Annotated in this window: 16 protein-coding genes; 6 read left to right on the top strand and 10 right to left on the bottom strand. The window is 65.6% G+C overall.

What is annotated here, in order from left to right:
• Nucleotides 1-78: 78 nt before the first annotated feature.
• Nucleotides 79-1,464, bottom strand: a complete 1,386-nt coding sequence (locus tag RBJ75_RS07975; RefSeq protein WP_317528860.1) for an amidase — start codon at nt 1,462-1,464, stop codon at nt 79-81.
• Between the two features lie 173 nt (nt 1,465-1,637).
• Here RBJ75_RS07975 and RBJ75_RS07970 point away from each other — a divergent pair, with 173 nt between their 5' ends.
• Nucleotides 1,638-3,227: a PLP-dependent aminotransferase family protein gene (locus RBJ75_RS07970; protein ID WP_201776318.1), complete on the top strand. Its 1,590-nt coding sequence runs from the start codon at nt 1,638-1,640 to the stop codon at nt 3,225-3,227.
• Here RBJ75_RS07970 and RBJ75_RS07965 read toward each other — a convergent pair.
• Both RBJ75_RS07965 and RBJ75_RS07960 read right to left on the bottom strand, forming a co-directional pair.
• The gene (locus RBJ75_RS07965; protein ID WP_044412428.1) at nt 3,217-3,762 is read right to left on the bottom strand and encodes a disulfide bond formation protein B; all 546 of its coding nucleotides are present in this window, start codon (nt 3,760-3,762) and stop codon (nt 3,217-3,219) included. The genes RBJ75_RS07970 and RBJ75_RS07965 overlap by 11 nt on opposite strands.
• Nucleotides 3,763-3,772: 10 nt before the next feature.
• Nucleotides 3,773-3,931, bottom strand: coding sequence for a DUF5993 family protein (locus RBJ75_RS07960; RefSeq protein WP_173427363.1), 159 nt, complete (start codon nt 3,929-3,931; stop codon nt 3,773-3,775).
• A 129-nt stretch (nt 3,932-4,060) separates the two neighbouring features.
• Here RBJ75_RS07960 and RBJ75_RS07955 point away from each other — a divergent pair, with 129 nt between their 5' ends.
• Complete coding sequence (locus tag RBJ75_RS07955) at nt 4,061-4,624, top strand: flavin reductase family protein (RefSeq protein ID WP_044412425.1); 564 nt, start codon at nt 4,061-4,063, stop codon at nt 4,622-4,624.
• Between the two features lie 63 nt (nt 4,625-4,687).
• Here RBJ75_RS07955 and RBJ75_RS07950 read toward each other — a convergent pair whose 3' ends face one another.
• The 7 genes from RBJ75_RS07950 to RBJ75_RS07920 all read right to left on the bottom strand — a co-directional run bounded on the left by RBJ75_RS07950 (nt 4,688) and on the right by RBJ75_RS07920 (nt 9,452).
• The gene (locus RBJ75_RS07950; protein ID WP_044412422.1) at nt 4,688-5,134 is read right to left on the bottom strand and encodes a hypothetical protein; all 447 of its coding nucleotides are present in this window, start codon (nt 5,132-5,134) and stop codon (nt 4,688-4,690) included.
• Complete coding sequence (locus RBJ75_RS07945; protein WP_044412419.1) at nt 5,131-5,607, bottom strand: MarR family winged helix-turn-helix transcriptional regulator; 477 nt, start codon at nt 5,605-5,607, stop codon at nt 5,131-5,133. Before RBJ75_RS07945 ends, RBJ75_RS07950 begins: the two co-directional genes overlap by 4 nt.
• Nucleotides 5,608-5,796: 189 nt before the next feature.
• Nucleotides 5,797-6,285 carry a hypothetical protein gene (locus tag RBJ75_RS07940; RefSeq protein WP_044412416.1) on the bottom strand — a complete coding sequence of 163 codons (489 nt, stop codon included), beginning with the start codon at nt 6,283-6,285 and terminating at the stop codon, nt 5,797-5,799.
• Nucleotides 6,286-6,368: 83 nt separating this feature from the next.
• On the bottom strand, nt 6,369-6,953 hold the full coding sequence (locus RBJ75_RS07935; RefSeq protein WP_044412413.1) for a TetR/AcrR family transcriptional regulator: 585 nt from the start codon (nt 6,951-6,953) through the stop codon (nt 6,369-6,371).
• Nucleotides 6,954-7,251: 298 nt separating this feature from the next.
• The gene (locus tag RBJ75_RS07930; protein WP_044412410.1) at nt 7,252-7,641 is read right to left on the bottom strand and encodes a type II toxin-antitoxin system VapC family toxin; all 390 of its coding nucleotides are present in this window, start codon (nt 7,639-7,641) and stop codon (nt 7,252-7,254) included.
• Nucleotides 7,628-7,903, bottom strand: a complete 276-nt coding sequence (locus RBJ75_RS07925; RefSeq protein ID WP_044412407.1) for an AbrB/MazE/SpoVT family DNA-binding domain-containing protein — start codon at nt 7,901-7,903, stop codon at nt 7,628-7,630. The genes RBJ75_RS07930 and RBJ75_RS07925 overlap by 14 nt, the downstream gene beginning before the upstream one ends.
• Nucleotides 7,904-7,973: 70 nt before the next feature.
• Nucleotides 7,974-9,452 carry a pyruvate kinase gene (locus RBJ75_RS07920; protein ID WP_044412406.1) on the bottom strand — a complete coding sequence of 493 codons (1,479 nt, stop codon included), beginning with the start codon at nt 9,450-9,452 and terminating at the stop codon, nt 7,974-7,976.
• 280 nt (nt 9,453-9,732) lie between these two features.
• Between RBJ75_RS07920 and RBJ75_RS07915 the strand changes: the two genes are divergently transcribed.
• The 4 genes from RBJ75_RS07915 to RBJ75_RS07900 all read left to right on the top strand — a co-directional run bounded on the left by RBJ75_RS07915 (nt 9,733) and on the right by RBJ75_RS07900 (nt 13,044).
• Nucleotides 9,733-10,080, top strand: coding sequence for an ArsC family reductase (locus RBJ75_RS07915; RefSeq protein ID WP_044412443.1), 348 nt, complete (start codon nt 9,733-9,735; stop codon nt 10,078-10,080).
• 211 nt (nt 10,081-10,291) lie between these two features.
• Nucleotides 10,292-11,047, top strand: a complete 756-nt coding sequence (locus RBJ75_RS07910; RefSeq protein ID WP_044412405.1) for an ABC transporter ATP-binding protein — start codon at nt 10,292-10,294, stop codon at nt 11,045-11,047.
• Complete coding sequence (locus RBJ75_RS07905; RefSeq protein ID WP_044412404.1) at nt 11,040-11,789, top strand: ABC transporter ATP-binding protein; 750 nt, start codon at nt 11,040-11,042, stop codon at nt 11,787-11,789. The genes RBJ75_RS07910 and RBJ75_RS07905 overlap by 8 nt, the downstream gene beginning before the upstream one ends.
• A gap of 34 nt (nt 11,790-11,823) precedes the next feature.
• Nucleotides 11,824-13,044, top strand: coding sequence for an ABC transporter substrate-binding protein (locus RBJ75_RS07900; protein WP_044412402.1), 1,221 nt, complete (start codon nt 11,824-11,826; stop codon nt 13,042-13,044).
• Nucleotides 13,045-13,072 lie beyond the last annotated feature (28 nt).

Raw genomic sequence — 13,072 nt, 5'->3', positions numbered from 1 at the left:
CAATCCAGGGGCCACACCCGGCAGTCCTGGATTGCCTCGTCGCTGCGCGCCTCGCAATGGCGACGATCAGCGTGCCGCTTAGTTCAGCGCCGGCATCGCCAGCGGCAGTTCGACCGCCTTGGCGGCGCGCAGCACCAGCGCCTCGGCATAGAGCGGACCGACGATCTGCAGCCCGACCGGCAGGCCTGCCGCGGTGAAGCCGCAGGGCACGGTGGCGGCCGGCTGCCGGGTCATGTTGAACGGATAGGAGAACGGCGCCCAGTCGATCCAGCCGCGCTCGGTCACCGGATCGGCGAGGTCCATGCCGACCGGCAGCGCCGGGATGCCGACCGTCGGCGTCAGCAGCAGATCGTAGCGCTGGTGGAATTGCGCCATCTGGATGCCGAGATGGGTGCGGACGAAATCGGCGCGGACATAGTCGGTCGCCGAGAAGCGGGCGCCTTCGCGCGCCGCCCAGGCGAGGCCCGGATCGAGCAGATCGAGCTTATCCTGCGGCAGCTGCGACACCGCATTGGCGGCGCCGGATTTCCACAGCACGTCGAAGGCGTCATGCGGCGACTCGAAGCCGGGATCGGCTTCCTCGACGGCGGCGCCGAGCGCCTGCATCCGCTGCGCCGCCGCCTGCACCAGCGCGGCGATCTCGGGATCGACCTTGGCATAACCCAGATTCATGCTGAGCGCGATCCGCAGGCCCGCGACGCCGCCATCGATGCCGTCGCGAAAATCGCCGGCCGGCGGCAGCGCATAGGCCTCGCGCGGATCGGCGCCACTTAGCACCGTCAGCATCAGCGCGACGTCGTCGACGCTACGCGCCATCGGGCCGCAATGGCCCAGCGTGCTCATCGCGCTCGGCGGATAATACGGCACCCGCCCCAGCGTCGGCTTGATGCCGGCGACGCCGCAGAAGCTCGCCGGAATCCGGATCGAGCCGCCGCCGTCGCTGCCGACCGCCAGCGCGCCGAGGCCGGCGGCGAGGCCGGCCGCGGCGCCGGCGCTGCTGCCGCCGGAGGTGTGGTCGAGCGACCACGGGTTGCGGGTGATGCCGGTCAGCGGGCTGTCGCCGATCGCCTTCCAGCCGAATTCCGGGGTGGTGGTCTTGCCGAGCAGCACCGCGCCATGTTCGCGCAGCCGCGCGGTGGCCGGCGAATCTTCATCCCAGGGCCCGGCCGCCGAACTGAGCCGCGAGCCTTTCAGCGTCGGCCAGCCCTTGGTCAGCACCACATCCTTGATGGTGGTCGGCACGCCGTCGACCAGGCCGGCCGGCGCCCCCGCCATCCACCGCGTCTCGCTGGCGCGGGCGTCGCGCAGCGCCGCGTCGGGATCGACCACGCAGAACGCATTCAGCTTCGGATCGACCTTGGCGATCCGCTCCAACACATGCTGCGTCACCTCGACCGGCGACAGGCTCTTCTCGGCATAGGCCCGGAGCAGCGCGGTGGCGGATAATTCGTGGATTGCAGTCATGTGCAGGACCCCCATTGGATGTCCTCTACCAACCGCGTGGTTTCGCGCGCCGCCAGACCCACTTCGGCCGCGCCGAGCGACCACTCTCGAATTGCCGGGCCGATCCCATAGCGGTATGATCGCAGCCAAGATAATGCCGTCTCGCGCAATGCCACTTCGATGTGGTGCCGCGCGTGGCGGGTCTGATTGTCAAAGGACGGCTGATGGATTCCGACGTCGCGCAACCGGTCAAACCACGCAAACCGCCGGCCGCTGGCGGGTCGCGCTCGAAATGGGCGGATTTTCTCGATCTGGTGGTCGATCCGGGCAATGACACGCCGCTGCTGCAGCAGATCTATCTCGGGCTGCGCGAGGCGATCCTGCTGAAGACCCTGGCGCCGGGCAGCCGGCTGCCGTCGACCCGGCAATTGGCCGATCGCCTTGGCGTGTCGCGAACCTCGGTACTGGCGGCCTATGACCGGCTGCTGGCCGAAGGCTATATCGAAGGCCGCACCGGCTCCGGGACCTATGTGTCGCATGACGTCTCGGAATCGGTGATCGTGCCGGTGGTCGGGGGCGGGCAACCCAAAGAGGGGGCGAGCCGGCGGCTGTCCGCGGCCGGCGATCGCTATCGCGAGACCGCGCGCAGGCTGGCGCCGCCGCAGGACGTGCCGTTCAGCCCCGGATGCAGTTCGGTCGATGCCATCACCATCGAGGCCTGGCGGCGCGTCGGATCGCGGCAGCTGCGGACGCTGGATCGCGTCAACCTGGCCTATGCGGATCCGATCGGCGAATTGGCGCTGCGCACCGAAGTCGCGCAATATTTGCGGGCGGCGCGCGCGGTGCGCTGCGAGCCCGAGCAGGTCATCATCGTCTCCGGCGCCCAGCAGGCGATCGATCTGTGCGCGCGGGTGCTGCTCGATCCTGGCGACGCGGTGTGGGTCGAGGACCCCGGCTATCACGGCGCGCGCGGCGCGCTGGACGGCATCGGCGCCAGGATGATCCCGGTGCCGGTCGATGATTCCGGACTGATCGTCAGCGCCGGCATTGCGCGCGAAGCCAACGCCCGCGCCGCCTATATCACGCCGTCGCACCAATATCCGACCGGGGTGGTGATGTCGATGCGACGCCGGCTCGACATCCTGGCCTGGGCGCGCGAGCACGGCGCCTGGATCATCGAGGATGATTACGACAGCGAGTTTCGCTATGTCGGCCGGCCGCTGGCGTCGTTGCAGGGCATCGATGACGGCGCCCGGGTGATCTATGTCGGCACCTTGAGCAAGATGCTGTTTCCGGGCGCGCGGATCGGCTTTGCGGTGGTGCCGCGCGATCTGATCGACGTCTTCACCGGCGTCAAATTCGTCACCGACCGGCAGCCGCCGACGCTCGTCCAGGCGATGGTCACCGACTTCATCCGCCAGGGCTTTCTCAACGGCCACATCCGGCGGATGCGGCTGCATTATCGCGACGCCCGCGACGTCGTGGTCGCGACGATCACGCGCCAGCTCGGCGACCTCGTCGAGGTCGAGGTGCCGGAATGCGGCATTCAGCTGGCGATCCATTTCAAGCAGGCGATTTCCGATGTCGCGGTCGCGCGCCAGGCGCTGGCGCAAGGCATCGTGGTGAAGCCGGTGAGCCAGCTCTATCTGCAGGCTCAGCCGCGCCAGGGGCTGCTGCTGGGCTATGCCGGCTTCGACCTGCACCGGCTGCGATCCTCGGCGGAGCGGCTTGCATTGATCGTGCGTGAGGCTCATGGCCTCGCTGGCGCCGGCCTCAGCGCTTGAGTAGCTCGTAAATCACCGGATTGTCGGCACAGGCGCCGAAGCCGCATTCCAGCAAGGTCGAGCCGACATTGGCAAAGGTCAGCGCGATCACCAGCCAGACGCCGGCCGCGGCGAAGATGCCGGGCGGCTGCGGCACCGGCTGTTCCGCGAATTGTCGGTCGGCTAACAGCATCGCGGCCAGCAGCACGATCGCGACGATGAAACCCAGCAACGCCCATGTGTAGTAATGCAGGCCCAGCATTGCGGTGCCATAGCCGGGGTCGCCCGGCATGATGTGCAGCAGCACCTGACGGGTCGACACCACGGCGCCGACCACGGCTGCGAGCAGCGACAGCGCGTAGTGGCTGGGGCGCGGGCCGAAGCGGATGTTGAGGATCGGACCGATCGCCAGCAGCGCGAACATCACTCGCTGCAGCAGGCAGAGCGGGCAGGGCAGTTCGTGCAGCGCCAGCTGCGCCGCGAAGGCGGCGCCGAGCAGCAGCGCCAGGCCGTAAAGGCTGAGCGCGTTGAGGGTGACGGCGTGCGTGCGGGTCATCGATCGGCCCTCAAAACGACAGCTTCAAAACGTCGGTGGCGTGGTGCAGATAGGTGGCCACCGACGCCAGCAGCGCGATGGCAAACAGCGCCAGCGTCAGCTTGCGCAAGCCGCGCCAGGCGATCAGCATCACCACGGCGACGACGAGAAACAGGGCGGTGAATTCCATGACTGCTCCGGTGGCAAGCGGCCGACTCGTCGGCCGGATTCGGGCCAGCATTGCCTATAGGCCGCGCCGGACGCTTTGAATACAGTGTCGCGGCTGGCCCCGCCGCGACGAGTTTGTTGAGACCCCACCATGACCAGACTTCCGAAAAAATTGGATTTTCCGGTCGGCCAGGTCCGGCGCTATCTGGAACCAGGGCCAATCGTGCTGCTGTCGTCGCGCTGGCAGGGCAAGACCAATATCATGACGCTGGGCTGGCACACCATCCTGGAATTCACCCCGTCGCTGGTCGGCTGCATGATCTCCGGCGGCAATCACAGTTTCGAGATGATCCGCCGCAGCGGCGAATGCGTCATCAACCTGCCGACCACGGCGCTGACCGACATGGTGGTCGGGATCGGCAATTGCTCGGGCGCCGAGATCGACAAATTCGCGCAGTTCGGCCTCACGGCGCAAGAGGCCGACGAGGTCAAGGCGCCGCTGATCGGCGAATGCCACGCCAGCTTCGAATGCCGGCTGCACGACGATGTCTTGGTCGACAAATACAATTTCTTCATCTTCGAAGTGGTGAAGGCCCATGTCGCGGCTTCGCCAAAACATCCGCAGACGCTGCACTACACCGGCGACGGCGTCTTCATGGTGGCGGGCAAGATCATCAGCCGGCGCTCGCTGTTCCGGCCGGAGATGTTGGGGTGACGGCTGGGCCCCGCTCCGAGCCGTGCCCGGGTGCAAGCCACGCGGCTGCCTCACCGGCGAGCGTCACGTCGTCGCCATGCCGAACCGCCGGGACAGTCTGAAGCCGTCGCGGATGTTGAGGCCGAGCAGGACGAGATTGACCGCGCCGGCCATCAGTTCGAGTCCCTGAATGGCGGTGAAGGTGGCGTCGAACTGGCCGGCGCTGGCGCGCTGTTGCAGCACGATCGCGCAGGGCACCAGCACGAGGATGCCGTTGAGCGCGATGATCGGCATCCGTCGGCGCTTGTGCATGATGTCGGGGCGCTGCGATCGGCCGCCGAGCCTGAAGCCGGTGGCGCCGGCGGTCGCGATCGCCGGGATCAGCAGCAGCAGGCCCCACAGGATGCCGAGCTTGACCGATGCGATCGCCACCGGGTCGCCGCCGAGCTCGACCGCAACGGTTGATAGCCAGAATGTCAGAATGGTGAGAAATGCCAGAATGCCGGCGATCGGATGCAGAATCTTGATCATGGGTCATTCCTGTCGTTGCGTTGTTGCTCGAGTTGCTCGCGGATCGCCGACAGGCTGTCCGTGGCCTGACGCAACTTGCGGGGGCCGAGCGCGGCCGCCAGTTCTGCCGCCAGCGGTGCCCATAGCGCGGTGGCGCGGTCGAAGGCGCGCTGGCCGCGCGCGGTCATCACCACCAGCTTGGCGCGCTTGTGGGCCGGGTTGGGGGCGAAGCCGACCAGCCCGTCTTGTTCGAGTTCGTTGACGACGCGCTGCACCGATTGCCGCGCCAGCCCCATATTGTCGGCCAGCGCTGCGACCGACAGCCGCCCCTCGCCATGGACGATCGATCCCAGCACCTGCCAGCGCGCGCTGCTGAGCCCGAGCGGCGCGACCAGCTCGTCGCCGCTTCGGATCAATGCGCCGTTCAGCCGAAACACTTCGAGCACGAGCGCGTTGAATGGATCGTCGAACGGCGAACGGGGTGTCTGGGTCATGACAGTATCCTGTCAAAACGACAGAATGCTGTCAAGCTGGGATGGCGGCCGGCGGCGGCGGCGACACCGCGGCGTAATACGCCCAGCTCATCAGCTGCCGCGCGCTGGTCCGGCCGGCGATGCTGTGAGCCGCGCGCGGGGACTGCCAGGTGCGGTTCGACGCTTGGCACCCGCGCGGTTCGGCGCCACTCAGGACGCGGCGAGCCGGCTGCGACGACGCAGAAGGATCAGTTGGATCGGCAGGCCGATCAGCAGAATCGCCAGTATCGCGGCCTGGGCGCCGAGCAGGATCGGCGCATGCAGATCGGCCGCGAGCGGATGGCCGTCGGGCACGCGACGCAGCGTCTCCGAGACGGTGGGCAACATCAGCAGGAAAACGCTCAGGCTGAGGAAGATAGTTTCCAGATAGGGCGCGGCGCGTCCAAGCATGGTGATGGAGCCGACGGCATATCCCGCCAGCACCAAGGCGAGGGTAGCTGCGCCAATACCGTAGCTGATCGGCTGGCGAGCGACCAAAAACACCGTGACTGCGCCGATCAGCATCGAGACGAGATACACCGTGCCCGCGGTCGAGCGAGGCACGATCCGGCCATATCGTGCAATCATGTAGACGGCGGTCGGAATCGCCGGGAGGCTACCGAGGGTGTGCACCCAGCCGAGCGGAGAAATGCCAAACATTGTAGGTCCTTTCCTAAGTTAAAAATTTACCTATTAGTAGGTAGGTGATGCGGGCGAAGGTCGTCGCCATTTTTCGAGGGAAATTAGCGCTGAGGCTGCAGACGTTCGAGCAGATGATGGGTCACCACGCCGAACATCGTGGCATCGCCATAGGTCCGCGCCGACAGCATGGCGCCGTGCACCGTCGCCATGAACGCCTCGGCCTCGACTTTGGCGGGTTGCGTCAGCCGCAAGCATCGCTGTTGCACACCGCGCTCCAGGACCGACGCCAGCCACGCCGACAATGATCGGAAATGTGCCCGCACTTCGAACGCCACCTCGTCGGGCAGCATCGGCATCTCGCTTGCGAGCAGGGCGCAGACACAGAATGGTGCGCTGTTGTCGGCGATGCAGGCTTGCCAGTAGCCGACATAGGAGCGGAGCTGCTCGGCCGGGTCGGCGACGGCGCGCTCGAGCTGCGCGATGCCGGCCTCGGCCTCCTCGCGATATCGGGCGACGAGGGTTCGAACCAGCACGGACTTGGTTGGGAAATGGTGGTGGATGCTGGCGTTGCGGATGCCGACCACCTTGGCGATATCGGCATAACTGAACCCGTTATAGCCCCCCGCCAGAATCAGCGTTCGCGCGCAGCGCAGGATGTCGTCCGAGGTCTTCGAGATGCTGGTCATGGCTCGTTATCTACTGACTAGTAGGTAGGTTGTCAAGGGGCGTTCTTGGCGCCGAAACGGAGGTCGATCGAATGCTGTGCCGCGATCATCGGTCACGTCTGTCGTTGCGCGGCTGCTCGAGCTGATGCGCTGACAGGGCCCCGGTGGCCTGCCGCAGCCAGCGCGGTCAAAACGACGGGATGCTGTGAAGCGGGGATGGCGGCCGGCCGGGGTGAGGAAACGGCGGCGTAATACGCCCAGCTCATCGGCCGGGGCATGCTCGTGCTGAATCGTGCCGCTTGGTGCGCCAGCGCCTGTCTTACGGCAATCCGACGTGTTTCAAGCCAGCTGCCTTCGCGGCTCTGATCAATCCGCTATCGAAGGTGACGAAGCCGTCGCAGCGTTCGGCGCGGCCAAGATGCAGCGCATCCGCGAAATCCATTCCGCGTTCGACGCGGTCGAGTGCGGAGGCGATCAGGGCTGGGTCTTCCAACGAGACCCGTGCCAGACCCGCGAAGGCGCGGAGCGCGACGCAAATTTCATTGGCCGTAAAACCGTAGACACTGCGCAGCACCCAATCGGTTTCCAGCAGCACCGTGGTGGCGACGAACACCTCCTCGCCATCGATCAGCGCCCGCGCTCTGGCCGATTGTTTCGGATGATCGCCAGTCAGGTAGCGAACGATCAGATTGGTATCAATCCCCAGCATGACGACGTCGCGCTTCGGCGGCGATGCCCGCTTCCATCTCGGCCAGTGTCTTCGGCTTGCCGCGATAGGGAAGCGACGCGAACACGTCCTGGGGGCGTGTCTGCGCGAATCGTGATTCCTGGCGCAACAACACGCCGTCGGGCGTGTCCTCGACCACCAGCCTGGTTCCAGCCGGCCATTGCCGGTGGTGCCGGATCGCCTTCGGCAAAATCACCTGTCCCTTGGTCGAGACGGTCGTCGTCAAATATTTAGCCGCGGACACGGTGCCCTCCGGTCAGGTAAGACAGGGGTAAGATATAGCGTAGGCCGTTGTCCCGCAAGCGGTGGCGGCGCTAGGCCCAGCTCATCAGCCGGCGCAGTTGCGGCGTCTTCTTGTGCTGGTTGGCGCCCATGCGTTGCAGCAAGGTGTCGAGCTCGGTGATCGCCTTGAACAGATAGGGGCCCTTGTTGAGCATCACGCATTCGGCGCGCGCCGCCATCGCCGCGTCGGTCATTTCGCCGCGCGACGGGGTGCCCTTCTTGACCAGGGTTTCGAGGACCTGGGTGGCCCAGATCACCGGGATGTGAGCGGCTTCGCCGATCCACAAGATCTCCTCCTGCATCTCGGCCAGCCGGGCGAAGCCGATCTCGACCGCGAGATCGCCGCGCGCGATCATGATCGCGGTCGGCTGTTGACCCGCCGCCTGCACCACGATCTCCGGAAGGTGGGCCACCGCCGTCGGGGTTTCGATCTTGAGGATCAGCGACAGCGTGCGCCAATCGTCCGGCCGGCGCTGCGCGAGCGCGTCCTGCAGCATCTCGACATCGGCGACCGATTGCACGAAGGAGAATTCGACGCCGTCGGCATGGGCGGCGACGAAGTCGAGGTCGCGGCGGTCCTTGGCGGTGAGGGCTTCGATCTGCAGCTTCGTGTCGGGAAAGTTCAGGCCCTTTTCGCGCTTCAATCGCACGCCCTTGTCGGCGGCGGCGGTGACGCGGCCGAGCAGGCCCCACGGCGCGGTCTTTTCGATCCGGACGCAGAGCTTGCCGTCATCGACGAACACCCGGGCGCCGACCGGGGTCAGCCTCAGCGGCTCGGGCAGGGTGCATTCGACCGCGAAGCCGGCCTCGGCCGGATCGACCCGGTCGAGCCCGCCCTCCGGCACGATCGCCAGCAGATCGCCGCTGCCGATCCGGTCGTGGTCGTCCGGTGCGCGCACCTTGCCGGTGCGGATCTTGGGGCCGGCGATGTCCATCAGCACCTTGATGCGGCGGCCGACCTGCTGCTCGGCGGCGCGGACATTGATGATCATCCGCTGCCAATGCTCGGCATCGTCATGGGCGCAATTGATCCGCACCGCTTCGACGCCGCGCTCGGCCAGCCGCTGCAGGAACACCGGATCGTCGGCGGCCTCGGTCGGGCAGGTCACCAGCAGCGCGGTGGTGCGTGGCTCCGGGCAGGTCCCGAACAATTCGTGGCTGCGCCGAGCGAGCGCGTGTTCGCCGGCGAAGAAATGCTGCGACGACGGCCGCGCGGCATGGACCTCGCCGCACAGCGCCGCCAGCGTCGCGCTGACCGCCTGCAGGGTCGGCAGCACGCGGCTTTCAAGCCGGCCCAGCGATGACAGGCCGAGCGCCATCAGCGCGCGCTGCAACGGCCGCAGATCGTGGCGGCGCAGCGCCAGGTAATGCGCCAGATTGGTCGCGCTGGCATGGAAGCCGGGGCGGGTGATGCGATCGGCCCAGCCGGCGCAGCGGGTTGCGCCGTCGTGCTCGACGGCGGCGATCAGATGGTCGACGCGTTGTTTCAGCTGGGCGATGTCGATCGTCATGGATGGATTCCGCAAGGCAGCGCGCCGCGTCCGGGGCTCGGAATGTCTCCGCCACGGCACAGCGCCGAGTTGTGAGGTGTCAGAACATCGGATCGGGTTGCTTAGCCGATGTTTACGCAAGTCCTGTGACGGGGCGAAATACCGCTCATCGCGAACAGGCGGAGCCGAAGCACGTGATCCGGCTCGCTGGCGCCCGGCCGGCGGCAGGCGCCGCGCAGTGGCCAAAAGCGCCGGCGACGGCTAGGTATGAGGCCTTGCGGTTCAGCAGATGAGGTTGCGCGTGCCCGTCACCCTGTATGGTATCAAGAATTGCGACACCATGAAGAAAGCCCGGCTCTGGCTCGACGGCCACGGCGTCGCCTATGCCTTTCATGACTATAAGACCGCCGGCATCGACCAGGCGCGGCTGACGCGCTGGGCCAAGGCGGTCGGTTGGGAAACTCTGCTCAATCGCGCCGGCACCACATTTCGCAAACTCGCCGACGCCGACAAGCAGGACCTCACCGAGCGAAAGGCGATCGCCCTGATGCTGGCGCAGCCCGCGATGATCAAGCGGCCAGTGCTGGAGGGTGACGGCAAGCTGCTGGTCGGATTCAAGCCCGAGCTTTATGCCGAGGAATTGGCATAGTCCGCAGCCGGTGCGGACTGTCCCCAGGCTCGCCCCATCATTTTTACGCTGCCCAGCATTGCACCTTGCGCAACCCTTCCGATTGGCGGCATATTCCCCCAGACAAGGACTGGATGCGTCGCCGATCGATGGGGCGACGCATACCGGAAAGTAAAAATAAATCGGCCGCGCGCGATGGTCTCGCCGCGAAGGCCGATTGGGGGAAGCTTGCTTGGCCGATGATATTATTCTTGAAACCCATGGACTGACCAAGGAATTCGCCGGCTTCTTCGCCGTTCGCGATGTCAATCTGCGGGTCCGTCGTGGCACCATTCACGCGCTGATCGGCCCCAACGGGGCCGGCAAGACGACGTGTTTCAATCTGCTGACCAAATTCCTGCGGCCCTCTGGCGGGCATATCCGTTACAAGGGACGTGATATCACCACGATGGCGCCGGCCGATGTGGCGCGGCTCGGCCTGGTCCGCTCGTTCCAGATTTCCGCGGTGTTTCCGCACCTGACGGCGCGGGAAAACGTGCGCGTCGCGTTGCAGCGCCAGCATGGCCATTCGTTCGATTTCTGGCGTTCCAAGAGTGTGCTCGACCGCTACGACGATCGCGCCCGCGCCTTGCTGGACGATGTCGGCCTCAGCGAATTCGCCGAAACCGCCGCGGTCGAGATGCCCTATGGGCGCAAGCGCGCGCTGGAAATCGCCACCACGCTGGCGCTCGATCCGGAGATGATGTTGCTCGATGAGCCGATGGCCGGCATGGGCCATGAAGACATCGACAAGATCGCGGCGCTGATCAAACGGATTTCGGCCAAATACACCATCCTGATGGTCGAGCATAATCTCAACGTCGTCGCCGACCTGTCCGACATCATCACGGTGCTGACCCATGGCGAGGTGCTGGCCGAAGGCAATTATGCCGATTTGACCCAGGACGAGCGGGTCAAAGAAGCCTATCTCGGAGCAGGCCATGACTGACACCATGACGGCCGATCCGGCCTCCGCGGCTGCCCCCACCGCCGCTGCGCTGCTGACCGTGCAAAATCTCCAAGCGTGGTATGGCGAATCCCACATCCTGCACGGCATGGACTTCGAGGTCCGCCCCGGCGAGGTGGTGACACTGCTCGGCCGCAACGGCGCGGGCAAGACCACGACGCTGAAATCCGTGATGGGCATCATCGACAAGCGCAGCGGCGCGATCAGCTTTGATGGGCACGACATCAGCCGTACCTCGTCGGACAAGATCGCGCGGCTCGGCGTGGCATTCTGCCCGGAGGAGCGCGGCATCTTCGCCAGCCTCGACGTGCGCGAAAACCTGATGCTGCCGCCGCAGGTGCGCCCTGGCGGCATGACGCTGGAGCAGATCTTCGAACTGTTTCCAAATCTCAAGTCACGGCTGAAAAGCCAGGGCACCAAATTGTCCGGCGGCGAACAGCAGATGCTGGCGATCGCGCGGATCCTGCGCACCGGCGCCCGCTTCCTGATGCTCGACGAGCCCACCGAGGGGCTGGCGCCGGTGATCATCCAGCAGATCGGCCATACCATCGCGCGGCTGAAGAAAGAGGGCTTCACCATCCTGCTGGTCGAACAGAATTTCCGCTTCGCCGCCACGGTGGCGGATCGCTACTACATCGTCGAGCACGGCAAAATCATCGACGGTTTCGCCAATTCCGAATTGGAGGCGAACATGGACAAGCTACACACCTATCTCGGTGTCTGATTGCGGCGAACGAAATTTCTGGAGGGAGATTGATATGAGACACAAAGCTTCTGCCATTCTACTCGGTGCCGCCCTGGCAATTTCGGCCAGCGGCGCCGCCTTCGCCCAGGACAAGACCGTCAAGATCGGGGTGCTGACCGACAATTCCGGATTGTACGCCGATCTCGGCGGTCCCGGCTCCACCGTGGCGGCGCAGATGGCGGTCGAGGATTCCGGCCTGACCGGCAAGGGCTGGACCATCGACGTGATCTCGGCCGATCACCAGAACAAGCCTGATATCGGCGCCACCATCGCCCGGCAATGGATCGACGTCGAGAAGGTCGACGTTTTGATGGACGTGCTGAATTCCGGCGTGGCGCTGGCGGTCAACAATGTCGTCCGGGAAAAGAACTCCCTGATGATCAATTCGGGTGCCGCGACCTCGGATCTCACCGGCAAGCAGTGCTCGCCCAACACGGTGCATTGGACCTACGACACCTATATGCTGGCGAATTCGACCGGGCGGGCGCTGGTCAAGGCCGGCGGCGATACCTGGTTCTTCATTACCGCGGACTACGCCTTCGGCCAGGCGCTGGAGCGCGACACCACCGCGGTGGTGGTGGCCAATGGCGGCAAGGTGATCGGCGACGTCAAGCATCCGCTCAACACCGCCGACTTCTCCTCGTTCCTGCTGCAGGCGCAGGCCTCCAAGGCCAAGATCATCGGCATGGCCAATGCCGGCGGCGACACCACCAATACGATCAAGCAGGCGGCCGAATTCGGCATCGTCGCCGGCGGCCAGAAACTCGCGGGTCTGCTGCTGTTCCTGACCGATGTGCATTCGCTCGGTCTGCCGGTCGCCCAGGGGCTGAATCTCAGCTCGACCTTCTATTGGGACGCCAACGACCAGACCCGGGCCTTCGCCAAGCGGTTCTCCGCGCGGATGAAGACCAAGGCGATGCCGACCATGGTTCAGGCCGGGGTCTATGCCGGCCTGCTGCACTATTTCAAGGCATTGCAGGCGCTCGGCGGCAACCCGCATGACGGCACCAAGGTTGCTGACAAGATGAAGGAAATCCCGACCGACGATGTGTTGTTCGGCAAGGGCAAGATCGAGGCCAACGGCCGCGCGATCCATCCGGCCTATCTGTTCGAGGTCAAGAAGCCCTCGGAATCCAAGGGCCCCTGGGACTACTACAAGCTGGTGGGTACCACGCCCGCCGATCAGGCATTCCGGCCGGTGTCGGAAAGCAATTGTCCGCTGGTGAAGAAATAGCTCCGACCGCCCGGCGGTGGCGTCTCGC

Origin of the sequence: Rhodopseudomonas sp. BAL398 (assembly GCF_033001325.1) — a bacterium.
In the GTDB taxonomy this organism is placed as follows: Bacteria; Pseudomonadota; Alphaproteobacteria; order Rhizobiales; family Xanthobacteraceae; genus JARJEH01.
Note: the sequence above shows the minus strand (reverse complement) of the source record. Positions and strands in the feature narration are given on the sequence as shown.